This window comes from Paraburkholderia susongensis (assembly GCF_900177725.1).
Classification (GTDB): domain Bacteria; phylum Pseudomonadota; class Gammaproteobacteria; order Burkholderiales; family Burkholderiaceae; genus Paraburkholderia; species Paraburkholderia susongensis.
The window spans coordinates 410,880-437,831 of sequence record NZ_FXAT01000003.1; the positions used below are offsets into that span (position 1 = coordinate 410,880).

A 26,952-nucleotide genomic window follows, 5' to 3' on the forward strand; every position below is an offset into this window, starting at 1 on the left:
TGCTCACACTCCTGCCGGTGCCTGACGGTGCCAGTCGGTCGCGCGCTGGAACGCGTCGGCCACCTGGAGCATCCGGGCTTCGTTGAAATAGTTGCCGATGATCTGCAAACCGACCGGGCGCTGCGCATTCGCGCCCGCACCGAAGCCGCACGGCACGCTCATGCCCGGCAGACCGGCAAGGCTCACCGACAGCGTGTAGATGTCGGCCAGATACATCTGCACCGGATCGTCGCCCTTCGCGCCGAGATCCCATGCAACGGAAGGCGCGACCGGTCCCATGATGACGTCGCACTGCTTGAACGCTTCCTGGAAGTCCTGCGCGATGATGCGGCGGATCTTCTGCGCCTGCAGATAGTACGCGTCGTAGTAGCCGTGCGACAGCACGTAGGTGCCGACCAGAATGCGGCGCTTCACCTCGGGCCCGAAGCCTTCGGCGCGCGACTTCTTGTACATGTCGAGCAGATCGCGGTATTCCGCGGCGCGGTGGCCGAAGCGCACGCCGTCGAAACGCGACAGGTTCGACGAGGCTTCCGCCGGCGCGATCACGTAATAGACGGGGATCGACAGCTCGGTTTTCGGCAGCGAGACGTCGACCAGCGTCGCGCCGAGCGCTTCGTATTGCTTGAGCGCTGCGTCGATCGACGCGCGCACGTCGTCGGCGAGACCGGCGCCGAAGTATTCCTTCGGCAGGCCGATGCGCAGGCCGGCGAGCGGCTTGTCCGCGCCGCCTTCCTGCCACGGCTTGCCGACGTAGCGCGTGTAGTCTTCGTGCTCGTGCGCGAGGCTCGTCGAATCGCGCTCGTCGAAGCCGGCCATCGCGTTGAGCAGCGTCGCGCAGTCGGCGGCGCTTTGCGCCATCGGGCCGCCCTGATCGAGCGACGACGCGAACGCGATCATGCCGTAGCGCGACACGCGGCCGTACGTCGGCTTGATGCCGGTGATGCCCGCGAACGATGCCGGCTGACGGATCGAGCCGCCGGTGTCGGTGCCTGTCGCGGCGGGCGCGAGACGCGCGGCCACGGCGGCGGCCGAGCCGCCCGACGAACCGCCCGGCACGGCCTTGCGGTCCCACGGATTCTGCACCGGGCCGAAGTACGAATTCTCGTTGGACGAGCCCATCGCGAATTCGTCCATGTTGGTCTTGCCCACGCACACCATGCCGGCGTTCTGCAGACGCGCAACGACGGTCGCGTCGAACGGGCTTTCGTAGTTCGCGAGCATCTTCGAGCCGGCCGTGGAGCGCCAGCCCTTCGTCACGAACACGTCCTTGTGCGCGATCGGCAGGCCGACGAGCGGGCCGGCGTGGCCGGTGTGCAGCAGCGCGTCGGCGGCTTTCGCCTGCGCGAGCGTCAGTTCGGGATCGACCTGGATGAACGCGTTCAGGCCCTTGGCCGCGTCGATCCGATTCAGATACGACTGCGCCAGCTCGACTGCGGAGCATTCCTTGGCCGCCAGTGCGGCGCGCAGTTCAGTCAGACTTTTTTCATGCATTGCGTTTTATCCTGGATAAGCGCGGCAGCGTGGTCATGCTGCCGTGAAGGCGTTCGGCTGCCCGCCGGCAAGCCGGACCGGGAAAGCTTGCGCTGCAACGCGCACAGCGCGGGTCGTGCCGGTTACCGGTTGCCGGGGCCGCGCCGCGCGAGGCGCATGGCGCTTGCCCGCGAGCCGCGCCGGGCTGGCCGGAACGGGGCTTATTCGATCACCTTCGGCACGAGGTACAGGCCGTCCTGCACGGCCGGCGCCGGACGCTGGAAAGCCTCGCGTTCGACCGTCTCGGTTACGGCGTCATCGCGCAGCCGCAGCGCGACGTCTTCGATCTGCTCGATCGGATGGGCAAGCGGGGCGATGCCGGTGGTATCGACCGCCTGCATTTGCTCGACGAGGCCGAAAAAATCATTGAGCTGGGCACGCGTGTGCTCGGCGTCGGCGTCGGCCAGTTCGAGCCGCGCGAGATGCGCAATGCGTTTCACATCTGTCAGGGTCAGAGCCATGCAGTCACCGAAAAGGGGTAGAGCGTCGCAATACTTAAAAAAACCGCGTTGTAACAGCGGGTTACGGCGCATTAGGACAATCCTGAAAAAGGACCGGTTGCAGCAAAAAGTGCCCTCCGTGTCCTTCAAAACATCCAAAATTATAAGGTATCATTACGCGTTCGACCCAAACCCGGACCGACTTACCAAGGCCTTACGGACAATTCCCAAGAACGTCCGGTGTTTTCCGCCTTGGCTTCGCAACGGCCTCCGGTAGACTCCCCCGCAGCTTCAAGTTCCTGTGGCGCCACTTCGCCGGGCTGGAGCTGTTATTTTTCCGCTGCCGCCCTACGCATACGGTGCGAGGCCCGGCCCCCAGCGAGACAGGATTTTTGAATGTTCGGCTTTTTGCGCAGCTACTTCTCCAACGATCTGGCGATTGACCTCGGCACCGCCAACACGCTCATCTATATGCGTGGCAAGGGCATCGTGCTCGACGAACCGTCGGTCGTGTCGATCCGCCAGGAAGGCGGCCCCAACGGCAAAAAGACCATCCAGGCGGTCGGCAAGGAAGCCAAGCAGATGCTCGGCAAGGTGCCGGGCAACATCGAGGCGATCCGCCCGATGAAAGACGGCGTGATCGCCGACTTCACCGTCACCGAACAGATGATCAAGCAGTTCATCAAGACTGCTCACGAATCGCGCATGTTCTCGCCGTCGCCGCGCATCATCATTTGCGTGCCGTGCGGTTCGACTCAGGTCGAGCGCCGCGCAATCAAGGAAGCCGCGCACGGCGCGGGCGCCTCGCAGGTCTATCTGATCGAAGAGCCGATGGCCGCCGCGATCGGCGCCGGTCTGCCGGTTTCGGAAGCAACAGGCTCGATGGTCGTCGACATCGGCGGCGGCACGACCGAAGTCGGCGTGATCTCGCTCGGCGGCATCGTCTATAAGGGTTCGGTGCGCGTCGGCGGCGACAAGTTCGACGAAGCGATCGTCAACTATATCCGCCGCAATTACGGCATGCTGATCGGCGAACAGACCGCCGAAGCGATCAAGAAGGAAATCGGCTCCGCGTTCCCGGGCTCCGAAGTCAAGGAAATGGAAGTGAAGGGTCGCAATCTGTCGGAAGGCATTCCGCGCAGCTTCACGATCTCGAGCAACGAAATTCTCGAAGCACTCACCGATCCGCTGAACCAGATCGTGTCGTCGGTGAAAATCGCGCTGGAGCAAACGCCGCCGGAACTCGGCGCCGACATCGCCGAACGCGGCATGATGCTCACGGGCGGTGGCGCGCTGCTGCGCGATCTGGACCGCCTGCTCGCGGAAGAAACCGGCCTGCCGGTGCTCGTCGCCGAAGACCCGCTGACCTGCGTCGTGCGCGGCTCGGGCATGGCGCTCGAGCGCATGGACAAGCTCGGCAGCATCTTCTCGTACGAGTAAGCGAGCTTTTCTCCCATGTCAGTAGCGCGGATCTGGCACACGGCCCCTTGTGGGCCGCTTTGCCGTTGGCTGGGCCAACCAGCCGCCGCGCGCTGACCGCGCGCGCCTCGCGCGCCGCTGTCTCACCCAACCGCTCACGCCCCCGGCGCCGACCATGGAATACAGTCCGCCGCCCCTGTTCAAGCAAGGCCCCTCCGCTCTCGCACGACTCGTGTTCTTTGTCGTGCTGGCGATCGCCTTGCTGATCTCCGATGCCCGCTTCCAGACGCTTGAGATCGTCCGCGGCGTGCTCGGCGCGGGTCTTTATCCGTTGCAGCGCGCGGCCCTCGTGCCGCGCGACATCTTCATGGGCGCCGCCGACCTCGCCGTGACCAGCGCCGCGCTGCGCAACGAAAACGAGAAGCTGCGCGCGAAAGATCTGCTGCTCTCGCAGCAAGCCAACACGGCCGCCTCGCTTGCCGCCGAAAACGGTCATCTGCGTGCGCTGCTGCAACTGTCGCAGCACCTGACCACGCAATCGCTGCCGGCCGAAATCCAGTACGACACGCGCGACCCGTTCACGCAGAAGGTCGTGATCGGACGCGGCGCGCAGCAGGGCATCCAGAACGGCTCGCCGGTCGTCAACGAAGACGGCGTGATCGGTCAGGTTACGCGCGTGTTCCCGCTGCAGGCGGAAGTCACGCTGCTCACTGACAAAGATCAGGCCGTGCCGGTTGAAATCCTGCGCACGGGCTTGCGCAGCGTGATCTACGGCACGCCGAAGGGCGACACGCTCGATCTGCGCTTCGTGCCGATCAGCGCCGACGTGCAAGCCGGCGACGAACTCGTCACGAGCGGACTCGACGGCGTGTATCCGCCGGGGCTGCCGGTCGCGAAGGTCGTGCGCGTCGACAAACTGGCCGACACCGCGTTTGCGCACGTGGTCAGCCTGCCCGTCGCGGCGGTGCGCGGCGCGCGTCAGGTGCTCGTGCTGCACGTCGAGAACAACGTGCCGCCGCGCCCGGCCGACGAGCCCGATGCAGCCACGGCCGCGAAGGAAGCGAAAGCGAAAAAGGGCGGCAAGCCGGCGGACGGCAAGGGCACGGCGGATAAATCCGCGGCCAAAGCAGCCGACAAGACCGCCGGCGACAAAGCCGCGGCCGCCAAACCCGCCGCGAAGTCCGCGGAAAAAGCGCCGGTCAAGGCTGCCGCCGCTGAGAAGAAATCCGAGAAGTCCGCCGCCGGCAAAAAAGCCGAGAAGCAGACTGACAAGCAGACTGAAAAGCAGACCGACAAGCAAGCCGAGAAACCGGCCGCCGCGAAGAATGTGAAGCCGCAAGCCACGCCGGGGGCTCAGCCATGAACCGCCCGCAATACATCCTGCAGCCGGTCAATCCGTACTTCATCGCGTTCAGCCTCGCCGCGGCGTTCCTGCTGAACCTGATGCCGTGGGGACGCCTTGCCGGCGTACCGGATTTCGTCGCGCTCGTGCTGCTGTTCTGGAACGTGCATCAGCCGCGCAAGGTCGGCATGGGCATCGCGTTCCTGCTCGGCCTGCTGATGGACGTGCACAACGCGAGCCTGCTCGGCGAGCACGCGCTCGCGTATACGCTGCTGTCGTACGGCGCGATCACGATTCACCGCCGCGTGCTGTGGATGTCGCTCGGCGTGCAGATGTTCGCGGTCATGCCGCTTCTGGTCGTCGCGCAACTGGTGCCGTTCGTGATCCGTCTGCTGACGGGCGCGGCGTTTCCGGGCTGGAGTTATCTGATCGACGGTTTCGTCGAAGCCGCGTTGTGGCCGGTCGCGAGCGTGCTGCTGCTGATGCCGCAGCGCCGACCCGCCGACCCGGACGACACGCGGCCCATTTGATTCCGCATCGGGCCCGCCGGCCGCTGCGTTGGGCGAATCGCAACGAAGCACGACGCAACCCGCGCGCCGCCGGCCGGCCCGGCGCGCATTGCAGTTCCTGCCCCTGGTTCCGGCCGGATTGGGCGCACACTCTTGATGGCCGCAAACCGGCCTTTTGCAGAATCGCATGACCGAATTCAACGACACTCAACAGCAGCTCACGAAATTCCGCCTGCGCGTCGCGGCGGCGGGCCTGTTCGTGTTCGTCTGCTTCGGGCTGATCGGCTTCCGTTTCCTGTTCCTGCAAGTCTGGCACTACAGCAAGTACTCGCTGCAGGCCGACGAAAACCGCATTTCCGTCGCGCCGATCGTGCCGAACCGCGGCATCATCACCGACCGCAACGGCGTCGTGCTCGCGAAAAACTACTCGGCCTACACGCTCGAAATCACGCCGTCGAAGTTGAACGACACGCTCGACAACGTGATCGACAACCTTGCCACGGTCATCTCGATCGACGCGCGCGACCGCCGCCGCTTCAAGAAGCTGCAGGAAGACTCGAAGAACTTCGAAAGTCTGCCGATCCGCACGCGCCTCACCGACGACGAAGTCGCGCGCTTCACCGCACAGCGCTTCCGCTTCCCGGGCGTCGAAGTGCGCGCGCGGCTGTTTCGCCAGTACCCGCTCGGGCCGACCGCCGCGCACGTGATCGGCTACATCGGGCGGATTTCGCAGCGCGACCAGGAGCGCATCGACGACGCGAGCGATCAGAACGACAGCGATCCGGACCACTACGATCCGCGCCTCGATGCCAACAACTACAAGGGCACCGACTACATCGGCAAGATCGGTGTCGAGCAGAGCTATGAAACCGAGCTGCACGGCCAGACCGGTTTCGAGGAAGTCGAAGTGACGGCGGGCGGCCGGCCCGTGCGCACGCTGTCGCGCACCCAGGCGACGCCGGGCAACAACCTCGAGCTGTCGCTCGACATCGGCTTGCAGCAAGTTGCTGAACAAGCCTTCGCCGGGCGCCGTGGCGCGCTGGTCGCGATCGAGCCGTCCACCGGCGACGTGCTCGCGTTCGTGTCGGCGCCGAGCTTCGATCCGAATTCCTTCGTCGACGGCATCGACCAGCAGACCTGGGACGAACTCAACAACTCGCCGGACCATCCGCTCCTGAACCGGCCGCTGCACGGCACCTATCCGCCGGGTTCGACCTACAAGCCGTTCATGGCGCTCGCCGCGCTGACACTGCACAAGCGCACGCCGGGCTGGGGCTTCCAGGATCCGGGCTCGTACACGTTCGGCGGTCACACGTTCCGCAACGACGTGCGCTCGGGCCAGGGCTGGGTCGACATGAACCGCGCGATCGTCGTGTCGAACGACACGTATTTCTACATGCTCGCGCACGACCTGGGCGTCAACAACATCGCGAATTTCATGAAGCCGTGGGGCTTCGGCCAGATCACCGGCATCGACATCGCGGGCGAGGCGCGTGGCATCCTGCCGTCCACCGAGTGGAAGCGCAAGGCCTACCGCAAGCCCGAGCAGCAGAAGTGGTACGAAGGCGAGACGATCAGCCTCGGCATCGGCCAGGGCTACAACTCGTTCACGATCCTGCAGCTCGCTCATGCCACGGCGACGCTCGCGAACAACGGCGTCGTCATGAAGCCGCACCTCGTGCGCGACATCGAGAATCCGATCACGAAGGAAACGCGGCCGGTCGTGCGCGATCCGAGCGACAAGATCGCGGTCAGGCAGCAGGACATCGACTTCATCAAGCGTGCGATGGAAGGCGTCGCGACGAACGGCACGGCGGCCAAGGTGTTCGCGGGCGCACCGTATCAGGCGGCCGCCAAGACCGGTACGGCGCAGGTCTACTCGCTGCAGGGCGCGAACTACAGGGGGCACGCGATCGCCGAGCATCTGCGCGACCATGCGCTGTTCATCGCGTTCGCGCCCGCCGAGCAGCCGAAGATCGCGCTCGCGCTGATCGTCGAAAACGGCGGCTGGGGCGCGGAGGCGGCGGGTCCGATCGCGCGCAAGGTGCTCGACTACTACCTCATCGGCAGGAACAAGCCGGGCGCCGAAGCGGCAGCCGTCGCGGCGGCGGCTTCGGCGACGCTCGACGCGTCCGCGCCGCAGGTCGGCGACGCGCCGCCGTCACGCGACAGCGCACAGCCGATCAAGATCGCGGCGGGCTTTACGGCCCTGTCGGGGGCGTCGGACGCGGCGGTTGCCGGGGCGGCGTCGGGTGCCTCGGCTGCTGTCGCGGCTTCGGCGGCGAACGGTTCGTCTGCGCCGCTGGCGGCGTCGGCTGGCACTGCGGCAACGGCGCCGGTCACCGCGCCTGCCAAGGCAGCGCGAGCCGCGTCGGCAGCCAAGCCCGCTTCGGCTTCCGCCGCGGCAAAGAAATCCGCGTCGCGTTCGTCCGGCGCACCGCATAAACCCCGTCCGGCGAGCGAGCCGGCGCCGACCGTGGTGGCGCCATCGCGCGAGGACGCCGTCCAGGATGCGTCGCCACGCCAGCCGGCCGCCGGCGGCATCGACGAATAAGGAGAAAGGCATGCAATTCGACAAGCGCGCCTGGCTCGACCGCATCAAACGGATGTTCGTGGGCTTCGACCGTCCGCTCGCACTGATCGTGTTTCTGCTGCTGTGCGTCGGCATCGTCACGCTGTACAGCGCGACTCTCGACATGCCCGGCCGCGTGGAAGACCAGTTGCGCAACATCCTGCTGACCTTCGTGCTGATGTGGGCGCTCGCCAATGTGCCGCCCAATACGCTCATGCGCTTCGCGGTCCCGCTCTATACGTTCGGGATCGCGCTACTGGTCGCGGTCGCCATGTTCGGCCTCACGCGCAAAGGCGCGAAGCGCTGGATCAACGTCGGCGTGGTCATCCAGCCGTCCGAAATCCTGAAGATCGCGACGCCGTTGATGCTCGCGTGGTACTACCAGCGCCGCGAAGGTGTGATGCGCTGGTACGACTATCTGGTCGGTTTCGTGATTCTCGCGGTGCCGGTCGGTCTGATCGCGAAGCAGCCCGACCTCGGCACGGCCGTGCTCGTGTTCGCGGCCGGCTTCTTCGTGATTTATTTCGCGGGCCTGAGCTTCAAGCTGATCGTGCCGGTGCTGATTGCGTGCGTGATCGCGGTCGCGTCGATCGCGGCGTTTCAGGACAAAATCTGCCAGCCCGAAGTGCAGTGGCCGCTGATGCACGACTACCAGAAGCACCGCATCTGCACGCTGCTCGACCCGACCTCCGACCCGCTCGGCAAGGGCTTCCACACGATCCAGGCGGTGATTGCGATCGGCTCGGGCGGGCCGTTCGGCAAGGGCTGGCTGAAGGGCACGCAGGCGCATCTGGAGTTCATCCCCGAGAAGCACACAGACTTTATTTTCGCGGTGTTTTCCGAGGAGTTCGGGCTCGCGGGCGGGATCGTGCTGCTCACGCTATACATGCTGCTGATCGCACGCGGGCTGTATATCGCGGCCAATGGCGCAACGCTATTCGGGCGATTATTGGCCGGCTCATTGACGATGGCGTTCTTCACCTACGCGTTCGTCAACATCGGCATGGTGAGCGGGATTCTGCCGGTGGTCGGCGTGCCGTTGCCGTTCATGAGTTACGGCGGCACCGCGCTGACTACGCTGGGGGTCGCGATCGGGCTCATCATGAGCGTCGCGCGGCAGAAGCGGCTGATGCAGAGCTAACGCCTGCGGCACGCAGGAATGCAGGAATGCAGGAACGGAAATGCACAAAGGGGCGCCCGATCGGAGCGCCCTTTTTTCATTACTGCGGCTTCATTTCCTTCTGATCGCGTAACTGCGCGCTCAGTTGCTGATACTTCAGACGCGCCGCCGGGTCGCCCTGCGCAGCCGCAGCCGCATAATACGCGCGCGCCACGTTCAGGTTCTGGTCGACGCCGTCGCCGCCACGCTCGTAGAACGAGCCAGTCACGTATTGCGCGGTCATGTCGCCGCCCTGCGCGGCTTTCTTGTACCAGATGAACGCCTGCTTGTTGTCGCGCTCGGTGCCGCGTCCGTCGAGGAACTGATTGGCGAGCGCGAGTTCCGCCTGCACGTGTCCCTGCTCCGCTGCCTTCATGAACCAGCGATGCGCCTCGACCGGGTCGCGCGCGACGAACTCGCCATCGTCATACATCTTGCCGTACACGTATTGCGCGTGCGACATGTTCGCGTCGGCAGCCTTGCGCAGCCACTTCTTGCCTTCCTCGACATTGACGGGCGTGCCCTCGCCGTTGAGCAGCATCATCGCGTAATTGAATTCGGCGAGCCGGCTGCCGCGCTCGGCGGCCTGGCGGAACTCGGTCAGCGCCGCGCCGAGATTGCCGGCGTTGTAGTCGGCCACCGCGGATTGCGTCTGCGGATCGTTCGACTTCGCGACCCGATCCTGCGCGTACGCGGCATCCAATGCGCCACTCGCGAGCAGCGCCACCGCGACGGCAACATGAGCGGCCACCTGCACCGCAACCTGCCCAGCGACGCCCTGCACTCTGCCGTTCATGACCTCACCTCCTGTAATGCCTGCCGGGTCGCACGCAACATCCAGATGACGTCGGCGGCCAGCGCAATGAAGCGAAAGCCCGTATCGCGATGCTGCCGCGCGCCCGCCACGTCCATCGCGAAAATGCCCGCGGCGATGCCGGCCTTGTCTGCGGCGCTGACGATGCGCGCCATCGCCGCTTGCACGTCCGCGTGTTTGGCGTCGCCGAGATGACCCAGGCTCGCGGCCAGATCGGCCGGCCCGACGAACACACAGTCGACGCCCGGCGTCGCCGCGATCTTCTCGACCTCCTGCAAGCCGCGCCCCGACTCGATCTGCACGATCGTCGATATCTGCGCATTAGCCGTCTGCACGTAGTCGCGCCGCATGCCGTAGCCGGCCGCGCGCACGACACCCGCGACGCCGCGCTCGCCACCCAGCGCTTGCGCGGTCGGATACTGGGTGAGACGCACGGCGCGTGCCGCCTCTTCAGCGGATTCGATATTCGGGAACATCAGTGTGCGCGCGCCGGCATCGAGCACGCGCTTGACGAGCCACGGCTCGCTCGCGGGCACGCGCACCACCGGTTCGCTCGGCAGATGCGCAGCGGCGATCGCGCGCAATTGCGATTCGACGCCGCCGCTATCGTTCGGCGCGTGCTCCATGTCGATCAGCAGCCAGTCGAAGCCGGCGTGCGCGAGCGCTTCCGCGGCCGCATCGCTGCCGAGCGACAGCCACAGCCCGAACAGCGGCACGGGTTCCTTCAGACGTTGCTTGAGGGGATTGGTGAAGGTGCTCATCGGCCGGCCTCGCACAGGTTTTCAGCCAGAAGCGAAGCGATAAGCGGGGGCAGATAGGAAGCCAGGCGGAAACCGGGGCGCTGACGGCCTCGATGCCTGCTGCGACGCAATGCGGTGACCGGCATGTCTCGCTCCGTGTGGTTGTCGGAACGATCATACCGTGTCAATAACGCGAGGGTGGGATCAGGCGGCGGCCTCGCGAGGGGCGTGCCTCGCGGCGAACCGGCGGGCCTCGTGGCGTGTTTAGTCGCGGACCACGTCGGCCCAGCAGTTCGGCGTTTCGTACAGACGCACCTTGTGCAGACGCAGATTCACGCCATAGTGCGCGTCGTAGACATTCGCGAGCATCTCGAACGCGATCGCGGCGAGGTTTTCGACAGTGGGAATGCGATCGAGCACGACCGTCTTGTGGCCCGCCATACTTTCGAGAAAGCTGCGCACCTGCGTGTCGCCTTCGTAGACGAGAAACGCGTGATCCCACTTGTCGACCAGATGCTCGACCGCGAGCGACTTCACGTCGGCGAAATCCATCACCATGCCGCGATCGGGCGCGCCTTCGGTGTCGACCAGATCGCCTTGCAGCGTGATTTCGAGCACATAGCGATGGCCGTGCAGATTACGGCATTGGCTGCGGTGATCGGGGATGCGGTGGCCCGCGTCGAATTCGAGTTTTCGGGTAATCGTCAGCACGGCAAATCAGGGAATGTTCAGATACTTGTGAGTCTGCATCGACAGGCGCCACTGCGGATGACGTTTGCACCAGTCGATCGCGAGCTTCGTGTTGATGTCGCGTGACGGGCCATCCATCGGCTGGACGAGGAAATACTCGAAGTCGAGCTTCGCGTAGTCGGCGAGGCGCTGGTTGTCCTGCGGAATCACGACTTTCAGTTCGTTGCCCTTCGTCACGACGAGCGGCGCGTCGGCCTTCGGGCTCACACAGATCCAGTCGATCGTCTCGAGCACCGGCAGCGAGCCGTTGGTCTCGATCGCGATTTCGAAGCCGGCTGCGTGCAGCGCGTCGACGAGCGGCTGATCGATCTGCAGCATCGGCTCGCCACCGGTGCAGACCACGAAACGCTCGCCCTCGCCTTGCGGCCATTGCGACGCGATCATCGCGACCAGTTCGTCAGGCGTGCGGTACTTGCCGCCGTTCTCGCCGTCGGTGCCGACGAAATCGGTATCGCAGAAGCGGCACACGGCATCCGCGCGATCCTCTTCGCGGCCCGACCACAGATTGCAGCCCGCGAAGCGGCAAAACACGGCCGGACGCCCGGCATTCGCGCCCTCGCCCTGCAACGTGTAGAAGATTTCCTTGACCGCGTAAGTCATGCTGCTTTCTGCCCTGTGTTCCTGAATTCCTGAAGTGAATGATCAGCGCCGCACCGCCGCCCTGACCGTCAGACCGGCTCGCTGACTTTTTCGCCGGCGAGGTAGGCCTCATAACCGCGTTTGCGCAAGCGGCAGGCCGGGCACTCGCCGCAGCCGAAACCCCACGCATGCAATTCGGCGCGTTCGCCGACGTAGCAGGTATGCGTCTCGACGCGCACCAGTTCGACCAGTTCGTCGCCGCCCAACTCGTGAGCGAGGCGCCACGTATCAGCTTTGTCGAGCCACATGAGCGGCGTTTCGAGTGCAAAGCGCGTGTCCATGCCGAGATTGAGCGCGACCTGCAATGCCTTCATCGTGTCGTCGCGGCAATCGGGATAGCCGGAGAAATCCGTCTCGCACATGCCGCCAACCAGCACCTGCAAACCGCGCCGATAGGCGATGGCCGCTGCGATCGTCATGAACATCAGATTGCGGCCCGGCACGAACGTGTTCGGCAAACCGTTGGCCGTCGCCCGAATCTCGATCTCGCGCGTCATCGCCGTGTCGCTGATCGTGCCGAGCAGCGACAGGTCGATCATGTGATCGTCACCGAGACGATCGGCCCATGCCGGAAACGCACGCGTGACGGCCTCGCGAAACCCTTCGCGGCATTCGAGTTCGACGCGATGCCGCTGACCGTAATCGAAGCCGAGCGTTTCGACCGTGTCATAACGTTCGAGCGCCCACGCGAGACAGGTGGCGGAATCCTGGCCGCCGGAAAACAGCACGAGCGCGCTACGCTTAGCGTCTTTGCGGATCACCGTGAAACTCCGTGTGTGAGAGTGCCACGTCGCGCTCGCGCGAGGCGCACCATGCAAGCAACGCGGCGCGACGTGCGCCGGCATTGCTGCCGGCCAAAGCAGTATAGGTCGCGCGTTGCGCGTGAACGTTGCGGGGCGCTTATACCGTAGATCGTCGGGCGACAGGTTCTGTGCAGGTAGCGCCATTCACGCACTGCACTCGCGTGCTGCGTTGATTCAGCCGCTGCACTGATACGCGAATGAGGCAACGAATGGAAGCAACACGTCCGCATGCAAGTCCTTGAACTGGCGCGATTTTATCACGCGACGCCGAACGCCGCGCGAGCTGCCGCCGACCCAGCCCGCGCTGCAGACCGCAAAAAGGATGCTCGCCTGAAACGGAAAAGCCCCAGGAACCTTGCGATTTCCTGGGGCTGAATCCTGGTGGCCTGGGGCGGAATCGAACCACCGACACGCGGATTTTCAATCCGCTGCTCTACCAACTGAGCTACCGGGCCAACGAAGAACGAAACTATATCAAAGGGTTTTTAGTTCAGCAAGCCCTTTCGGGCAAAAATCTATCGAGACGCATTTGCACGCAAGTCGCTGCGTTCATTCCCCCTTGTTCTTGCCCAGATCGACGCCGAGTTGCTTGAGCTTGCGATAAAGATGCGTGCGCTCGAGACCAGTCTTTTCAGCGACGCGCGTCATGCTGCCGTTCTCGCGTGCGAGGTGATATTCGAAGTACGCGCGCTCGAAGGCGTCGCGTGCATCGCGCAGCGGAATGTCGAACGAGATCGACGCCGTTTGCGCGGCCAATGCACCGCCGCCCATACCGTCGGCCGAGAGCAGCGGCAATGCTGCCGCCGACGCCACCGTCGACGCGCTGACCGGCATCGCCGGCTTTGCCGCCGCGCCGCCAGGCGCCGGCGCATTGCCGCGCGCAAGCCCCTGCTCGACTGCCTTCAGCAGCTTCTGCAACGCAATCGGCTTTTCGAGGAAGTTGAGCGCACCGATCTTCGTGGCTTCAACTGCGGTGTCGATGGTCGCGTGGCCGGACATCATGATCACCGGCATGGTCAGCTGACCTTGTGCGGCCCATTCCTTGAGCAATGTCACGCCGTCGGTGTCGGGCATCCAGATGTCGAGCAGCACCAGGTCCGGCGCCTGACGCAGACGGAACTCGCGCGCCTCCTGCGCATTTTCAGCGGCCTCCACGACATGCCCCTCGTCGCTCAGGATCTCCGAGAGCAATTCCCGGATGCCCATTTCATCATCTACCACCAGGATGGTTGCCATTTACGCTGCCCTTGTCTGCACTGTTGCTTTTGTCGTTCCCTGCGACGTACCGCCATGCGCCGGATGCGCGCCTGGACCATGCGCGCCGGGTGCCGCGGTGTCGTCCGCCAGTTGAAGGAAGAGGATCGAAATCTGCGCGCCTTCGATCACGTCGCCGGCTTTCATGCGATTACGAATGTCGATGCGCGCGCCATGTTCGTCGACGATCTTCTTGACCATCGCAAGACCCAGGCCCGTACCTTTGGCCTTGGTCGTCACGTAAGGCTCGAACGCGCGCGTGAGAATACGCGCGGGGAAACCCGGTCCGTTATCCGACACTGTCAGACGTACCGCGACGCGTACCTTTCCTTCCGCATCGGGGTCTCCGTATTCTACTGTCCTCGTCTCGAGCAAAACACGCGGATGCGCGACCTCGGCTACCGCATCCTGCGCGTTCTGCAGCAGGTTGTGAATCACCTGGCGCAATTGCGTCGCGTCGCCGCGAATCGCGGGCAACGCGGCAAGCTCGACCGCGATCGCGCCTTTGCCTTCCTCGATACCGTACAGCGTGAGCACTTCGCTGACCAGATCATTCAGTTGCAGATGCGCAAGCACCGCGGGCGGCGTGCGCGCGTAATCGCGGAAATTGTCGACCATCTGCTTCATTGCGGCGACCTGGTTCACGATCGTAGTCGCGCCGCGCTTCAACACGTCCGCATCGGATGGCGCGAGCTTGTCGGCGAGTTTCATCTGCAAGCGCTCGGCGGAAAGCTGGATCGGCGTGAGCGGATTCTTGATCTCGTGCGCGAGGCGCCGCGCGACTTCGCCCCAGGCAATCGAACGCTGCGCGGAGATCACGTCCGAGATGTCGTCGAACACGATGACGTAACCCGAGGTCTGCAAGTCGTCGCCGTCGCGCGCGTTCGCCGCGACGAGGCGCGCGCCGCGCACGAGCAGCGTGAGCGGCTCGGTTTCGCCGGGCACCTGCACCGAGAACTGCTGCTGCCAGTGGCCGTTGTCGTTGTGACCGTCGCCGCTCGCCGCTTCGCGGTCGGCAAACGCCTTGCGCACCATCGCGCCGAATTCGCTGAGCACGCTGATCTGATCGAGCGACGCACCGAGCACAGTCTGGAACGGCTGACGGAAAATCCGCTCGGCGCCGCGATTCGCGGTGGTAAGCCTGAACTGCCGGTCGAACACGAACACGCCCGCGGTCAGATTGGCGAGGATGCTCTCGAGATACGCCTTCGAATGCTCGAGCGCGATGCGGTTGTTCTCGACCGCCGCACGCGCTTCGGACAACTGCCGCGTCATCGCGTTGAACGACTGCGTGAGGAAGCCGAGTTCGTCGCGCGACTTGATCTCGCGCTTCGGCGTGTAGTCGCCCTCGGTAATTTCCTTGGTGCCCTGCGCGAGCAGGAACAACGGCCGCGCGAGCTGATTGCCGAGCGCGAGCGCAAGCATCATCGCGATGAAGGTGGCGAGAAACAGCGACAACGTCAGCGTGCCGATATACATCTTGCGCAGACCGGTGCGCCCGAGCGCCTTCTCCTGATACTCGCGATACGCGCGCTGCACCGCATCGGCATTGCGCGCAAGCGTTGTCGAGACCGGCTGAGTGAGTTGCAGGAAGCGCTCGGTGGGCTGCAACAGCGACGCGTTCGAATCGGGTATGCGCTGCACGACGCGCAGACGCAGCACGCCCTTGCCGCCGGGCGCATTCGCGTCACCGTCCACTTCGCCTTCGATCGCCGCATAGCCGCGGCCGCGCGCCTGGTCGATCATCAGCGGCGTGGGCAGATCGTTCGGCACGAGCGTCGCGTAATTGCCGGATGCCTGTGCGACCACGTGCATGTCGGGCGTCGCGCCCGACATGCTGCGCGTCGGCTCGACGATCGTCGCGTCCTGCACGCCGAACTGGTCGCGCAAACGCAGCAGCGTCAGCGTGGTGCCGGCGGCGTCGGCGCTCGCCAGTTGCTCGGACATCAGACGCGCCTTCGTCTGCAGGTCGGACAGCGACGCGTCGAGCATGCCGCGCCCGAGATTGAGGCCGGACGCGAGCGCGGTTTCGACGTTCACGTCGAACCACGATTCGATGCTGCGCGAGACGAACTGATACGACACGATGTAGATGATGCCGCCCGGCACTACGCCGACGAGCGCCATGAAGAACGCGAGCTTCGCGAGCAGCCGTGTGCCGAACTTGCCCTTGCGCAATCGCACGATGATGATGATGACGAGCGTCGCCACCACCAGCAGAAAGATCATCGCGACCACGACGTTGGCTGCGTAGAGCCACTGGTAGTAGCGGTCGAAGAATTCGGTATTCGCGCTCGCGGCGGCCAGCAGCACGAGCAGCAGCACGGCCGTGACCGCGACCGTCGACACCAGCACGCGCACGACGATGCTGCTGACACTGGTGTTGGATGAGCGCACTTTATTTAGCACGTTCGGCCGCCGTGAAGGTAAAGCGCTTCCATTCGGAGGCGAGGTTCCAGTCGCGGTTGTTCACCGCGTCGATCTGGAACGGCTTGGGCATCAGCCCGATGTCGAGTTGCATGCGCACCGACGCAGTATAGGTTTCGCCCGTGTGCACCTCATTGCGGTCGATCACGTGCCACGACGTGACGTGCTTGATGACAGCGAGCGCGTCCTTGAGCGAGGAAAAGCCGAGCTGCAATCCGCCCGACGAAACGCTCGAGACACGATACTCGCGCGTGAGCGGCTGGAACGACAGGCGCAGACTCTGCGACACGCTGACCGGCTGCTCGTCGAACCAGTACCAGCGCGGCCGGCTCAGTTCGAAATCGGTCGTGAAGTAAAGCGGAATGCCTTTGTTGACCGCGTCTTCGAGATTGCTGTTCAGGTCGAATTCGAAATGCGCGTCGAGACTCCAGCCGCTGTTATCGGCCTGCAGCGACGCCCGCTGCACCGCGATCGAATCAGCGTGCGCCGCGCCCGGCGCTGCAAGCCAGACGGCCAGCGCGATCCAGAGCACGGCAGCGAGCCGAAGCGGGAAGAAGCGTTTGATGGTCACCGTTTCTGAAAGCGCGCGTAGAAAAATCCGTCGTGGTCTGAGTTCGCGCCGGCGCTGTCTTCAGCGGGCTGTCCGGCATGGGAACCGGCCGATGGGTCGGCGGGCGCGCGGGCAACTGAGGGTAAAAGCTGCCCCGGCGCGTCCAATCGTACCGCATCCTGATACTTGTTTCCAAACCACTGGGCCTGCAACTCGCACTCTTCGGGGAAGATCGAACACGTAACGTAGAGCAACTCGCCGCCTGGTTTCACGAGCGGCCAGAGCGCGTCGAGAATGCGGCGCTGTTCGGCGGCGAGCGCGGCGATATCGGACTCGCGGCGCAGCCAGCGGATATCCGGATGACGCCGCACGATGCCCGAGGCCGAGCACGGCACGTCGGCGAGAATGCGGTCGAACGGCTGATCGAGGTCGTCGTGCCATTGCGCCGGCGTGCCCGCGTCGCCGATGCGCACTTCCGCTTCGAGCTTGAGCCGCCGCAGGTTTTCGCCGATGCGGCGCGCGCGCGACGCATCGCTCTCGAGCGCGACGAGCTGCAGATTGGCGAGTTCGAGCAGATGCCCGGTCTTGCCGCCGGGCGCCGCGCAGGCATCGAGCACGCGCATGCCGTCGCGCGCGCCGAGCAATTGCGCGGCGAGTTGCGCGCCTGCGTCCTGCACCGACACGACGCCTTCGCTGAAGCCCGGAATGCGATCCACCGGCATCGGCGTGTCGAGCCGAACCGCCTGCTCGCCCGCCTTGCTCGCGGCGATGTGCTGGCGCTGCAGCACTTGCAGATAGGCGTCGACGGTCGAATGGCGCGCGTTCACCCGCAGCGTGAGCGGACCTTGCGTGTTGCCGGCGGCAAGCACGGCTTGCCACGCATCGGGCCACGCGCGCTTCACCGCGCCGATCCACCAGGCGGGGTAGTTCCAGCGCGCGACTTCGTCGGCTTGCGCGGCGGCGAGAAGCGCCTCGCGCTCGCGCAGGAAATTACGCAGCACCGCGTTGACGAGCCCCTTCGCGAACGCGAATTCGCGACGCGCACCGATTACGCTCACTGCCTGGTCGACCACCGTGAACGGCGTGTAGGCGGCGCTCGCGTCATCGTCGATGAGCAGCGCAAGCGCGCACGCGAGCACATGGCCGACGTGCGGCGGCGGCGCCTTCTTCACGAGCTTTGCGACCAGCCACTCGACGGTCGCGAGACGCCGCATCGTGCGGTACGCGATGTCTTGCACCGCTCCGCGCGCCGCCGCGGCGCTACCCTCGGGCACGGACACGAAAACGGATTGCAGCGCCGCGGGCAAGGCCGCGCCAAGACGCACGGCACCGACGGCCTGGGCGGCACAGTCGAGCGCAAACCCGAGCGATTCGGGCGACAGATGCAGCGTCGATAAACGGGATTCGCGCGCACGCGCCAACGAGGAAGCAGAACGCGAAGAAGGCTTTGATGTCATGAAAGGAGCAAGGGCAAGCCGCACGGTGCGCGCGGCGCAATCAGCGCACATTGTAGCGTGGCGCTGGGTGCGGGCCGCGGCGGACAGATCGTGACGGGCGTCGGCCCGGATTGCCGCCGCTGGAAAGCGTGCCCGATTGACTGCGATTGGCAGCGGCGCATGCGATGTGTCGGAGCAAAAAAAGCGGGCCTCGCAGGCCCGCTCTTCAACATTCCACGCTTACGCGCTGATCGACTCGGCAACTCAGTCGAAGCGACCCGTGCGCGCCATTTCCATCAGACGCGCAACGCGTTCCTCAGTAGCCGGGTGCGTCGAGAACAGATTCGAGAGACCACCGCCCGACAGCGGATTCATGATCATCATCTGCGCAGTAGCCGGATGTGCTTCGGCGACCGGAAACGGAATACCGCTCGCATAGCGATGAATCTTGTCGAGCGCCGAAGCAAGCGCCTGCGGATCGCCGGAAATCTGCGCACCGCCACGGTCGGCTTCGAACTCGCGAGCCCGCGAAATCGCCATCTGGATCATCGCGCCCGCAATCGGCGCGAGCAGCGCCACCGCGATGCTCGCGATCGGATTGGCGCGACGGCCGCTCTCGTCGCGGCCACCGAAGAACATCGCGAAGTTCGCCAGCGCGGAAATCGCGCCGGCCATCGTTGCCGAAATCGTCGAGATCAGAATGTCGCGGTGCTGCACGTGCGCGAGTTCGTGCGCCATCACGCCGCGCATTTCACGCTCGGAAAGAACCCGCAAAATGCCAGTGGTCGCCGCGACAGCCGCGTTCTCCGGATTGCGGCCAGTGGCAAACGCATTCGGCGCGTCTTCGTTGATCAGGTACACGCGCGGCATCGGCAGATTCGCGCGCGTGGCGAGTTCACGCACCATTCGATAGAACTGCGGCGCACTGTTTTCGTCGACTTCCTGCGCGTTGTACATGCGCAAGACCATCTTGTCGGAGAACCAGTACGAGAAGAAATTCATCCCGAGGGCGATCACGAGCGCGATCATCATGCCTCGCGACCCGCCGATCATCCCGCCGATCACGATGAAAAGGGCCGTGATGGCGGCCATCAACATCGCGGTTTTAACCCAGTTGAACATGTCTGCAACTCCTTGCCCCAAGCGTGGGCTTCGTCTCTCGCCGCGCGATTACAGCGCCGAATTGTAGGCTAAATGTTAGATATGGGCGGCGAAGGAAAATTCAATCATCGTGAGGCGGTCGCGAGCTTGATCCCGAGGCCGACGAACGCACTGCCGACGCCGCGATCGAGCCAACGCTTCACCGTGGGCTTGCCGGAGAAGCGCTGCGTCACGCTGCCGGCGATCCACGCGACAAAACTGTTCCAGACCATGCTCATCAGAACGAACACCGCGCCGAGCGTGAGGAACGCGAAGGTTTTGTGCTCGCTGCCCGTCGCCACGAATTGCGGGAAGAACGAGACGAAGAACAGCACCACCTTGGGGTTCAGCACATTGGTCCAGAAGCCCTGCAGGAAAAGCTGGCGCAGCGACTTCGGCGCGGACGGCGCGCGCGCTTCGCCAGCAGGCGCATCCGGCGCCGGTTTCGCGAAAATCAGGCGCACGCCGAGATAAATCAGATACATGGCACCGACAAATTTGATGACGGTGAATGCCGTGACCGATGCGGCAAGCAGCGCGGTCAGGCCAAACGCGCAGGCGAGCGAGTGAATGCAGCATCCGGCCGAAATGCCGAGCGCGGACATCAGCCCCGCGCCGCGGCCCTGAGCGACGCTGCGCCCGACGATATAAGCCGTATCCGGCCCCGGCGTGATATTGAGCAGAAAAACCGCGACGACGAAAAACTCGAAATGGACGATGCCGAACATATGAACCCTCGAAACTTTGCCATGTTGCATAGAGGATTCTAACGCGCGGCAAGCTCGCGGCGGGGGCCGTGAACATCGGCCGAACGGGCGATGTTCAGCTCATGCGCAGGCGGCTATTCTGCTTCGGGAAGTTGAAAGCGCTGTCCCGCTGCAAGCGTCGAACCGGCCAGGAATTCGCGCACCGGCAGGCGCTTGCCGCCGGGTTTCTGCAATTGCGTGAGGCGCAGCGCGCCTTCGCCGCAGGCCACGACCACACCTTCGGGCGAGACGTCCGTGATGGTGCCGGGTTCTTTTTTGCCGTTGTTGCTGCTCCCGGCCGGCGTGGCAACCGCGGCCCAGATCTTGACGACGCTGCCGTCTTCGAGCGTACCCGCGCCACCGGGAAATGGATCGAACGCGCGCACCCGCCGCGCGAGCGCCTCGGCCGGCTGGCGCCAGTCCAGCGCCGCTTCGTGCTTGGCGATTTTTTCGGCATAGGTCACGCCGTCCGCAGGCTGCGGCGTCGATGCGAGCTTGCCGCTGCGCTCGAGTTCGATCAGCGCCTCGACGATCAGCTTCGCGCCGTCCTGCGCGAGGCGGTCGTGCAGCGTGGCCGTGGTGTCGTCGGCGGAAATGGGGGTACGCGTTTCGGAAATCATCGCGCCGGTATCGAGGCCGACGTCCATCTGCATCAGCGTGATGCCGGTTTGCGCGTCGCCCGCTTCGAGTGCGCGATGAATCGGCGCCGCGCCGCGCCAGCGCGGCAGCAGCGACGCGTGAATGTTGATGCAGCCGAAGCGGGGAATGTCGAGCACTTCCTGCGGCAAGATCAGACCGTACGCGGCGACCACCATCACGTCGTGCGGCGTGGCACGCAACTGGTCGATGGCCGCGGCGGCTTCCTGCGGATATTTGCCGGCGCGGCGCAGCGACGTGGGCTGCGCGACGGCCAGCCCGTGCTCCTGCGCGTAGCGCTTGACCGGGCTCGCCTGCAGCTTCATGCCGCGTCCGGCGGGCCGGTCAGGCTGGGTCAGCACGAGCGGCACGGGAAAACCGGCGCGATGAATCTCGGCCAGCGCGGCGGCGGCGAACTCCGGCGTACCGGCAAAGATGACGCGCAACGAATGACTCATGAATGGGCGGTAGCGAGGTGAACGCGCGTTACATCGCGTGGGCGAGCTTCTTCATCTTGCTCTTGATGCGCGTTTGCTTCAGCGGCGACAGGTATTCGACGAACACGCGGCCCATCAGGTGATCCATTTCGTGCTGGATGCACACGGCGAGCAGCCCCTCGCAATCCAGCTCGAAGGTCTCGCCCTTCTCGTCGAGCGCCCGCACGCGCACTTTCTCAGCGCGCTCGACGTTGTCGTAAATGCCCGGCACCGACAGGCAGCCCTCTTCCGACAGCTTCCTCTCGTCGCTCGACCAGACGATTTCCGGGTTGATGAACGCGAGGAGTTCATCGTGCGTCTCCGAGACGTCGATCACGATCACGCGCTCGTGCACGTCCACCTGAGTGGCGGCGAGGCCGACGCCGGGCGCCGCATACATGGTTTCGGCCATGTCCGCGACGAGGCGGCGGATGCGCTCGTTGACTTCCGCGACCGGCTTCGCCACCTTGTGCAGCCGTTTGTCCGGGTAATTGATGATGTTCAGTAAAGCCATGATTTTGAGTGTGTTTTCAGACGCCGCCAACCATTGGCAAGCTCGCGTTGGCCGTTTGGCCAGGTTGTGAGCCCGTCGTAATACGCAGAGGATAGATAGTGTCGAACCGGTTCGGTTCAACGCGCCCCGTGCGACAACGACAAACGCGCGCGAGTGGGCGCGGCGTCGCAGTTATTCGCGACTATTCGATTCGCGGTTATTTCGGATGATGAAAATTTTAGCATGGCGCCCGCCTGCCCGCTGGCCCCTGCAAGAGGAGCGTTCCACATGCACACTTTGCCCGCAACCCATCTCGAACTTGCCGCCTGGCTGCGGCTGTCGCTCGCGCCGGGGTTGAAGCCCGAGGCTTTGCGCCTCCTGTTGAGCGTTTTCGGGCTGCCGGAAGCGATTTTTGAGCAGTCGCAGGAAGCGCTCGCCGAGGTTGCCGGTGAAGTCGCGGCGCGTGCAGTGCTCGCGCCTCCGGGACCGGAATTCGATGGCCGGCTCGACGCGGTGCTCGCGTGGCGCGAGTCGCCCGGCAATCAGATCGTGACGCTCGACGACCCCGCGTACCCGCCCGCGCTGCTGATGATGCCCGACCCGCCGCCGCTGCTATATATAAAGGGCCGGCTCGATCTCCTGCATACGAGGGCGGTGGCGCTGGTGGGTAGCCGCAGCGCGACGCCGCAGGGCATCGAGGACGCGCAGCGGTTTGCGCGCGAACTGTCCGCGGCGGGCGTAACCATCGTGTCGGGGCTCGCGCTCGGCATCGACGGCGCCGCGCATCAGGGCGGCCTCGACGGCATCGGCGGGACGGTCGCGGTAATCGGCACTGGCGCGGACCTCGTGTACCCGGCCGCGCATCACGCGCTTGCACGGCAGATCGCGGTGCAGGGCGCAATCCTTTCGGAGTGGCCGCTCGGCACGCCGGCGCGCGCCGCCAATTTTCCGCAGCGCAATCGTCTGATTGCCGGGCTAGTCAGCGGCGTCGTGATCGTCGAGGCCGCGATGCGCTCCGGCTCGCTGATCACCGCGCGGCTCGCCAATGAAATGGGACGCGATATTTTTGCGTTGCCCGGCTCGATCCACGCGCCGCTATCGCGCGGCTGTCATCGGATCATCAAGCAGGGCGCGAAACTCGTCGAGACGCCGGATGAAGTGCTGGAGGAGCTCGGTTTTGCCCCGCGTCCGCTAGCACGGGCCGCCCGGACAGGCCGGCAGACCGTTCCGCTCGATCACGCCGGTTCGCGGGCTTCGACGGTGCGTGGGTCCGCTTCGCCGGGTTCGTCCGCGCTATCCCCCAAACCGCTCGACCCCGAAGCGCAGCGTCTGCTCGCCGCGCTCGGCCATTCTCCGACCACGCTTGAAATTCTTGCCGCCCGCACCGAGATGGGGGACGCCGCCTTGCAAACCACCTTGCTGCAACTCGAACTCGCCGGCGAGGTGACGCTGCTGCCCGGCGGCCGCTTCATGCGAGCCCAACATGGCTGACCCGCGACCGGCCCCACGCGACCCGGCATTGACCACTCATCGGGACCGGCCATGCTACATTCGCGCCAAAGCACCCGATATAACGCCAAGGAAACGACCCCATGCCCGCGCTGAATCTCGACACCGATCAGGACCGGATTGCCGAGCGCGTCAACGAGCCCGATACACTGTTCGTTGCCTGCCTCTGCGCGGAATGGTGCGGAACGTGCCGTGAGTACCGGGACGCTTTCAACAAGCTTGCCGAGCGGCACCCGGAAGTCTGTTTCGCATGGATCGACATCGAAACGCATGCAGACCGTTTCGACGATCTGGACGTCGAGAATTTCCCGACCATCCTGATCGAAGACTCGGTTACGACACGATTCTTCGGTACGGTTTTGCCGCAGGTATCGATTGTGGAGCGCATGTTGTCGGACCTGACGACGCTGCCCGGCGTGACCGGCGCGCCCAAGTTGCGGCCAGCGCTGGCGGTTGCCTGAAAGCGGCTTCGCGCTGCCGGGCCGCACGGCGCAAAGGCTTGTGGCGCGGGATTTGCGCCGCGTGTCTTACAGACCCCGTGGCAACCGGCGCCGGGCGTTTGCCGCGGCTTGCTCAATCGCGAAGCGCGCAATTATGATGGCGCGCTTTTATGGCACTTGACACGCCGGGTTCTCGCCTTGTGCTATAAAGCGGTCGTCAATGGGTCGCAGAAGGGCACAAACGAGCGTCGCGCGCTAATTTGGCGCGCTCAAGGCCATCAACCCGGATCTACCAACCTCACATCGAGTCATGTCCAAAGCACTAATCATCGCTGAAAAGCCTTCTGTCGCGAACGACATCGCGCGCGCTTTGGGCGGTTTTACCAAGCATGACGAATACTACGAAAGCGACGACTACGTCCTTTCCTCGGCAGTGGGCCACCTGCTGGAAATTGCCGCGCCCGACGACTACGAAGTCAAGCGCGGCAAGTGGAGCTTTGCCAATCTGCCCGTCATTCCACCGCATTTCGATCTGAATCCGATCGCAAAGAGCGAGTCGCGCCTGAAGGTGCTGACCAGGCTCATCAAGCGCAAGGACATCGACCGGCTGATCAACGCATGCGACGCGGGGCGCGAGGGCGAACTGATTTTCCGTCTGATCGCGCAGCACGCCAAAGCCAAGCAGCCAGTGCAACGGCTGTGGCTGCAGTCGATGACAGCAGGCTCAATCCGCGATGGTTTCGCACGCCTGCGCAGCGATGAAGAGATGCAGCCGCTCGCCGATGCGGCGCGCTGCCGCTCGGAGGCGGACTGGCTCGTCGGCATCAACGGCACGCGGGCGATGACCGCGTTCAACAGCAAGGGCGGCGGCTTCTTCCTGACCACGGTCGGGCGCGTGCAGACGCCGACGCTGTCGATCGTCGTCGAGCGCGAAGAAAAGATTCGCCGCTTCGTGCCGCGCGACTACTGGGAAGTGAAAGCGGAATTCGTCTGCGCGGGGGGCTTCTACGAAGGCCGCTGGTTCGATACGAAATTCAAGCGCGACGAATTCGACCCCGAAAAGCGCGATTCGCGTCTGTGGTCGCTGCCCGCCGCCGAGACGATCGTCGCGGCCTGCCGCGGCCAGCTCGGCACGGTGACCGAAGAGTCGAAGCCGTCCACGCAACTGTCGCCGGCGCTCTTCGACCTGACCAGCCTGCAGCGCGAAGCCAACGGCCGCTTCGGCTTCTCGGCGAAAAACACGCTGGGCCTGGCTCAAGCGCTGTACGAAAAGCACAAGGTGCTGACCTATCCGCGAACCGATGCGCGCGCGCTGCCGGAAGACTATATGGATACGGTCAAGCAGACGCTCGGCATGCTCAAGGAGAGCAACAACTACCTGCCGTTTGCGAAGCAGGTGCTCGACAAGGGCTGGGTGAAGCCGAACAAGCGCATCTTCGACAACTCGAAGATCAGCGACCACTTCGCCATCATCCCAACGCTGCAGGCGCCGAAAAATCTGTCCGAGCCGGAGCAGAAGCTTTACGACCTCGTCGTGAAGCGCTTCCTCTCGGTGTTCTTCCCGGCTGCCGAATATCGCGTGACGACGCGCATCACCGAGGTGGTCGGCCATCACTTCAAGACCGAAGGCAAGGTGCTCGTCGAGCCGGGCTGGCTGCAGATCTACGGCCGTGAAATCAGTGGCGACGACGCCAACCTCGTGCCCGTGCAGAAGGACGAGAAGGTCAAGACCGACAAGATCGCCGCACAGCAACTGGTGACGAAGCCGCCTGCGCGCTACAACGAAGCGACGCTGCTCTCGGCGATGGAAGGCGCGGGCAAGCTCGTCGAGGACGACGAGCTGCGCGAAGCAATGGCGGCCAAGGGTCTCGGCACGCCGGCTACGCGCGCAGCCATCATCGAAGGTCTGCTGAGTGAAAAGTATCTGATCCGCGAAGGCCGCGACCTGATTCCGGCCGCCAAGGCTTTCCAGTTGATGACGCTGCTGCGCGGCCTCGGTGTGAAGGAGCTGACCGCGCCGGAATTGACCGGCGAATGGGAGTACAAACTCTCGCAGATGGAACGTGGCAACCTGCCGCGCGACGCGTTCATGCAGGAAATCGCGCGCATGACGCAGACCATCGTCAAGCGCGCGAAGGAATACGATTCCGACACGATCCCAGGCGATTACGCGACGTTGGAAACAACTTGCCCGAACTGCGGCGGCCAGGTGAAGGAAAACTACCGGCGTTTCGCGTGCTCGAAATGCGAGTTTTCGATTTCGAAGATTCCGGGCGGACGCCAGTTCGAAATCGCGGAAGTCGAAGAGTTGCTGCAGAACAAGACGATTGGTCCGCTGTCGGGCTTTCGCAGCAAGATGGGCAGGCCGTTCTCGGCAATCCTGAAGCTTTCCTTCGACGACGAAATCAAGAACTACAAGCTCGAATTCGACTTCGGCCAGGATGCGGCCGGCGAAGACGGCGAACCGCCCGACTTCTCCGACCAGCAACCGGTAGGCGCGTGTCCGAAGTGTGGCGCGCGCGTGTTCGAGCACGGCATGAGCTATGTCTGCGAGAACTCGGTCGCCAGTCCGAAGAGTTGCGACTTCCGCTCCGGCAAAGTGATCCTGCAGCAGGAAATTGCCCGCGAGCAGATGGCTAAACTTCTCGAAGAAGGTCGCACGGATCTGCTGACGAACTTCAAGTCGTCGCGTACGGGCCGTAATTTCAAGGCGTTCCTCGTCAAGCAGAGCGACGGCAAGATCGGCTTCGAATTCGAGAAGAAGGAACCGGCGGCGGGGAAAACCGCAGCGGCAAAAACCGCCGCGGCCCGGTCGGCGGCGAAGGCGATGCCGGAAGCTGAAGAAGGTGATACCGCAGTAGCCGTGAAGGCAGAGCCGGCAGCGAAGAAGGTGGCGGCGAAGAAAGCACCGGCCGCCAAGACTGCGGCAGCGAAGAAAGCGCCGGCAAAGAAAACCGCGGCGCGTAAAACCGGCTCGTAAAACCGGCTCGGAAAGCAGGCGCGAGGCTGGCGGCAGACGCTGCTGGCTGCCGCACGGCGGGCGATCCGCTTGCCAGCGGCGGCTTCACCAGCATCTGCCCATGAAAAAAAGCGCAGTCACTTGAAGTGACTGCGCTTTTTCTTTTTTG

At 64.5% G+C, this 26,952-nt stretch carries 23 protein-coding genes and 1 tRNA gene; 8 read left to right on the forward strand and 16 right to left on the reverse strand.

Going from position 1 to position 26,952, the window contains the following annotated elements; translation table 11 throughout:
- Positions 1-3 precede the first annotated feature (3 nt).
- Together gatA and gatC are read right to left on the reverse strand one after the other, a co-directional pair.
- Positions 4-1,491, reverse strand: coding sequence for an Asp-tRNA(Asn)/Glu-tRNA(Gln) amidotransferase subunit GatA (gene gatA, locus B9Z01_RS10925; RefSeq protein ID WP_085482777.1), 1,488 nt, complete (start codon positions 1,489-1,491; stop codon positions 4-6).
- A gap of 200 nt (positions 1,492-1,691) precedes the next feature.
- Positions 1,692-1,991 carry an Asp-tRNA(Asn)/Glu-tRNA(Gln) amidotransferase subunit GatC gene (gatC, locus tag B9Z01_RS10930; protein ID WP_018419087.1) on the reverse strand — a complete coding sequence of 100 codons (300 nt, stop codon included), beginning with the start codon at positions 1,989-1,991 and terminating at the stop codon, positions 1,692-1,694.
- 375 nt (positions 1,992-2,366) lie between these two features.
- On the opposite strand from gatC, the gene B9Z01_RS10935 reads away from it, so the two are divergent.
- From B9Z01_RS10935 to rodA, 5 genes are all read left to right on the forward strand, one after another.
- Positions 2,367-3,410 carry a rod shape-determining protein gene (locus B9Z01_RS10935; RefSeq protein ID WP_004189550.1) on the forward strand — a complete coding sequence of 348 codons (1,044 nt, stop codon included), beginning with the start codon at positions 2,367-2,369 and terminating at the stop codon, positions 3,408-3,410.
- Positions 3,411-3,564: 154 nt separating this feature from the next.
- Positions 3,565-4,752, forward strand: a complete 1,188-nt coding sequence (mreC, locus tag B9Z01_RS10940; protein WP_085483507.1) for a rod shape-determining protein MreC — start codon at positions 3,565-3,567, stop codon at positions 4,750-4,752.
- Entirely contained in the window at positions 4,749-5,261 is a 513-nt protein-coding gene (gene mreD / locus B9Z01_RS10945) for a rod shape-determining protein MreD (RefSeq protein ID WP_085482779.1), read from the forward strand. The genes mreC and mreD overlap by 4 nt, the downstream gene beginning before the upstream one ends.
- Positions 5,262-5,427: 166 nt before the next feature.
- Positions 5,428-7,794: a penicillin-binding protein 2 gene (mrdA, locus tag B9Z01_RS10950; RefSeq protein WP_085482781.1), complete on the forward strand. Its 2,367-nt coding sequence runs from the start codon at positions 5,428-5,430 to the stop codon at positions 7,792-7,794.
- 10 nt (positions 7,795-7,804) lie between these two features.
- Positions 7,805-8,953, forward strand: a complete 1,149-nt coding sequence (gene rodA, locus B9Z01_RS10955) for a rod shape-determining protein RodA (RefSeq protein WP_085482783.1) — start codon at positions 7,805-7,807, stop codon at positions 8,951-8,953.
- 79 nt (positions 8,954-9,032) lie between these two features.
- Here rodA and B9Z01_RS10960 read toward each other — a convergent pair whose 3' ends face one another.
- The 14 genes from B9Z01_RS10960 to def form a co-directional block, all read right to left on the reverse strand.
- Positions 9,033-9,767 carry a tetratricopeptide repeat protein gene (locus B9Z01_RS10960; protein ID WP_085482785.1) on the reverse strand — a complete coding sequence of 245 codons (735 nt, stop codon included), beginning with the start codon at positions 9,765-9,767 and terminating at the stop codon, positions 9,033-9,035.
- On the reverse strand, positions 9,764-10,546 hold the full coding sequence (locus tag B9Z01_RS10965; protein ID WP_085482787.1) for an HpcH/HpaI aldolase family protein: 783 nt from the start codon (positions 10,544-10,546) through the stop codon (positions 9,764-9,766). The genes B9Z01_RS10960 and B9Z01_RS10965 overlap by 4 nt, the downstream gene beginning before the upstream one ends.
- Positions 10,547-10,789: 243 nt before the next feature.
- Positions 10,790-11,233, reverse strand: a complete 444-nt coding sequence (gene queD / locus B9Z01_RS10970) for a 6-carboxytetrahydropterin synthase QueD (RefSeq protein WP_143808916.1) — start codon at positions 11,231-11,233, stop codon at positions 10,790-10,792.
- 9 nt (positions 11,234-11,242) lie between these two features.
- Positions 11,243-11,875, reverse strand: coding sequence for a 7-carboxy-7-deazaguanine synthase (gene queE / locus B9Z01_RS10975; RefSeq protein WP_085482790.1), 633 nt, complete (start codon positions 11,873-11,875; stop codon positions 11,243-11,245).
- Between the two features lie 68 nt (positions 11,876-11,943).
- Positions 11,944-12,675 carry a 7-cyano-7-deazaguanine synthase QueC gene (gene queC / locus B9Z01_RS10980; RefSeq protein WP_085482792.1) on the reverse strand — a complete coding sequence of 244 codons (732 nt, stop codon included), beginning with the start codon at positions 12,673-12,675 and terminating at the stop codon, positions 11,944-11,946.
- A 421-nt stretch (positions 12,676-13,096) separates the two neighbouring features.
- A tRNA-Phe gene (locus B9Z01_RS10985) sits at positions 13,097-13,172 on the reverse strand.
- A gap of 94 nt (positions 13,173-13,266) precedes the next feature.
- Positions 13,267-13,953, reverse strand: a complete 687-nt coding sequence (gene esaR / locus B9Z01_RS10990; protein WP_085482794.1) for a response regulator transcription factor EsaR — start codon at positions 13,951-13,953, stop codon at positions 13,267-13,269.
- On the reverse strand, positions 13,954-16,380 hold the full coding sequence (locus B9Z01_RS10995; RefSeq protein ID WP_085482796.1) for a sensor histidine kinase: 2,427 nt from the start codon (positions 16,378-16,380) through the stop codon (positions 13,954-13,956).
- Positions 16,370-16,969 (reverse strand): DUF4390 domain-containing protein, encoded by a 600-nt coding sequence (locus B9Z01_RS11000; RefSeq protein WP_085482798.1) that lies wholly within the window; start codon positions 16,967-16,969, stop codon positions 16,370-16,372. Before B9Z01_RS11000 ends, B9Z01_RS10995 begins: the two co-directional genes overlap by 11 nt.
- A complete protein-coding gene (gene rsmB / locus B9Z01_RS11005) occupies positions 16,966-18,405 on the reverse strand; it encodes a 16S rRNA (cytosine(967)-C(5))-methyltransferase RsmB (protein ID WP_085482800.1) in 1,440 nt (479 codons plus the stop codon). Before rsmB ends, B9Z01_RS11000 begins: the two co-directional genes overlap by 4 nt.
- Before the next feature lie 243 nt (positions 18,406-18,648).
- Positions 18,649-19,506 carry a zinc metalloprotease HtpX gene (htpX, locus tag B9Z01_RS11010; protein ID WP_085482802.1) on the reverse strand — a complete coding sequence of 286 codons (858 nt, stop codon included), beginning with the start codon at positions 19,504-19,506 and terminating at the stop codon, positions 18,649-18,651.
- Positions 19,507-19,610: 104 nt separating this feature from the next.
- A complete protein-coding gene (locus B9Z01_RS11015; protein ID WP_085482804.1) occupies positions 19,611-20,252 on the reverse strand; it encodes a LysE family translocator in 642 nt (213 codons plus the stop codon).
- Positions 20,253-20,365: 113 nt separating this feature from the next.
- Positions 20,366-21,364, reverse strand: a complete 999-nt coding sequence (fmt, locus tag B9Z01_RS11020; protein WP_085482806.1) for a methionyl-tRNA formyltransferase — start codon at positions 21,362-21,364, stop codon at positions 20,366-20,368.
- 28 nt (positions 21,365-21,392) lie between these two features.
- Positions 21,393-21,896 carry a peptide deformylase gene (def, locus tag B9Z01_RS11025; RefSeq protein ID WP_085482808.1) on the reverse strand — a complete coding sequence of 168 codons (504 nt, stop codon included), beginning with the start codon at positions 21,894-21,896 and terminating at the stop codon, positions 21,393-21,395.
- 267 nt (positions 21,897-22,163) lie between these two features.
- Here def and dprA point away from each other — a divergent pair, with 267 nt between their 5' ends.
- From dprA to B9Z01_RS11040, 3 genes are all read left to right on the forward strand, one after another.
- Entirely contained in the window at positions 22,164-23,366 is a 1,203-nt protein-coding gene (gene dprA / locus B9Z01_RS11030) for a DNA-processing protein DprA (RefSeq protein WP_085482810.1), read from the forward strand.
- A gap of 101 nt (positions 23,367-23,467) precedes the next feature.
- Positions 23,468-23,845 (forward strand): thioredoxin family protein, encoded by a 378-nt coding sequence (locus tag B9Z01_RS11035; protein ID WP_085482812.1) that lies wholly within the window; start codon positions 23,468-23,470, stop codon positions 23,843-23,845.
- Between the two features lie 289 nt (positions 23,846-24,134).
- Positions 24,135-26,804, forward strand: coding sequence for a DNA topoisomerase III (locus B9Z01_RS11040; RefSeq protein WP_085482814.1), 2,670 nt, complete (start codon positions 24,135-24,137; stop codon positions 26,802-26,804).
- Positions 26,805-26,952: the final 148 nt, after the last annotated feature.

Excerpts from the sequence above, each read along its gene's own strand:
- B9Z01_RS10965 (WP_085482787.1), bottom strand. The coding sequence starts at position 10,546 with ATGAGCACCTTCACCAATCCCCTCAAGCAACGTCTGAAGGAACCCGTG.
- B9Z01_RS11015 (WP_085482804.1), bottom strand. The coding sequence starts at position 20,252 with ATGTTCGGCATCGTCCATTTCGAGTTTTTCGTCGTCGCGGTTTTTCTG.
- B9Z01_RS11035 (WP_085482812.1), top strand. The coding sequence starts at position 23,468 with ATGCCCGCGCTGAATCTCGACACCGATCAGGACCGGATTGCCGAGCGC.
- def (WP_085482808.1), bottom strand. The coding sequence starts at position 21,896 with ATGGCTTTACTGAACATCATCAATTACCCGGACAAACGGCTGCACAAG.
- dprA (WP_085482810.1), top strand. The coding sequence starts at position 22,164 with ATGCACACTTTGCCCGCAACCCATCTCGAACTTGCCGCCTGGCTGCGG.
- htpX (WP_085482802.1), bottom strand. The coding sequence starts at position 19,506 with ATGTTCAACTGGGTTAAAACCGCGATGTTGATGGCCGCCATCACGGCC.
- mrdA (WP_085482781.1), top strand. The coding sequence starts at position 5,428 with ATGACCGAATTCAACGACACTCAACAGCAGCTCACGAAATTCCGCCTG.
- gatA (WP_085482777.1), bottom strand. The coding sequence starts at position 1,491 with ATGCATGAAAAAAGTCTGACTGAACTGCGCGCCGCACTGGCGGCCAAG.
- rsmB (WP_085482800.1), bottom strand. The coding sequence starts at position 18,405 with ATGACATCAAAGCCTTCTTCGCGTTCTGCTTCCTCGTTGGCGCGTGCG.
- queE (WP_085482790.1), bottom strand. The coding sequence starts at position 11,875 with ATGACTTACGCGGTCAAGGAAATCTTCTACACGTTGCAGGGCGAGGGC.
- B9Z01_RS10935 (WP_004189550.1), top strand. The coding sequence starts at position 2,367 with ATGTTCGGCTTTTTGCGCAGCTACTTCTCCAACGATCTGGCGATTGAC.
- B9Z01_RS11040 (WP_085482814.1), top strand. The coding sequence starts at position 24,135 with ATGTCCAAAGCACTAATCATCGCTGAAAAGCCTTCTGTCGCGAACGAC.
- esaR (WP_085482794.1), bottom strand. The coding sequence starts at position 13,953 with ATGGCAACCATCCTGGTGGTAGATGATGAAATGGGCATCCGGGAATTG.
- gatC (WP_018419087.1), bottom strand. The coding sequence starts at position 1,991 with ATGGCTCTGACCCTGACAGATGTGAAACGCATTGCGCATCTCGCGCGG.
- fmt (WP_085482806.1), bottom strand. The coding sequence starts at position 21,364 with ATGAGTCATTCGTTGCGCGTCATCTTTGCCGGTACGCCGGAGTTCGCC.
- mreD (WP_085482779.1), top strand. The coding sequence starts at position 4,749 with ATGAACCGCCCGCAATACATCCTGCAGCCGGTCAATCCGTACTTCATC.
- B9Z01_RS10960 (WP_085482785.1), bottom strand. The coding sequence starts at position 9,767 with ATGAACGGCAGAGTGCAGGGCGTCGCTGGGCAGGTTGCGGTGCAGGTG.
- mreC (WP_085483507.1), top strand. The coding sequence starts at position 3,565 with ATGGAATACAGTCCGCCGCCCCTGTTCAAGCAAGGCCCCTCCGCTCTC.
- rodA (WP_085482783.1), top strand. The coding sequence starts at position 7,805 with ATGCAATTCGACAAGCGCGCCTGGCTCGACCGCATCAAACGGATGTTC.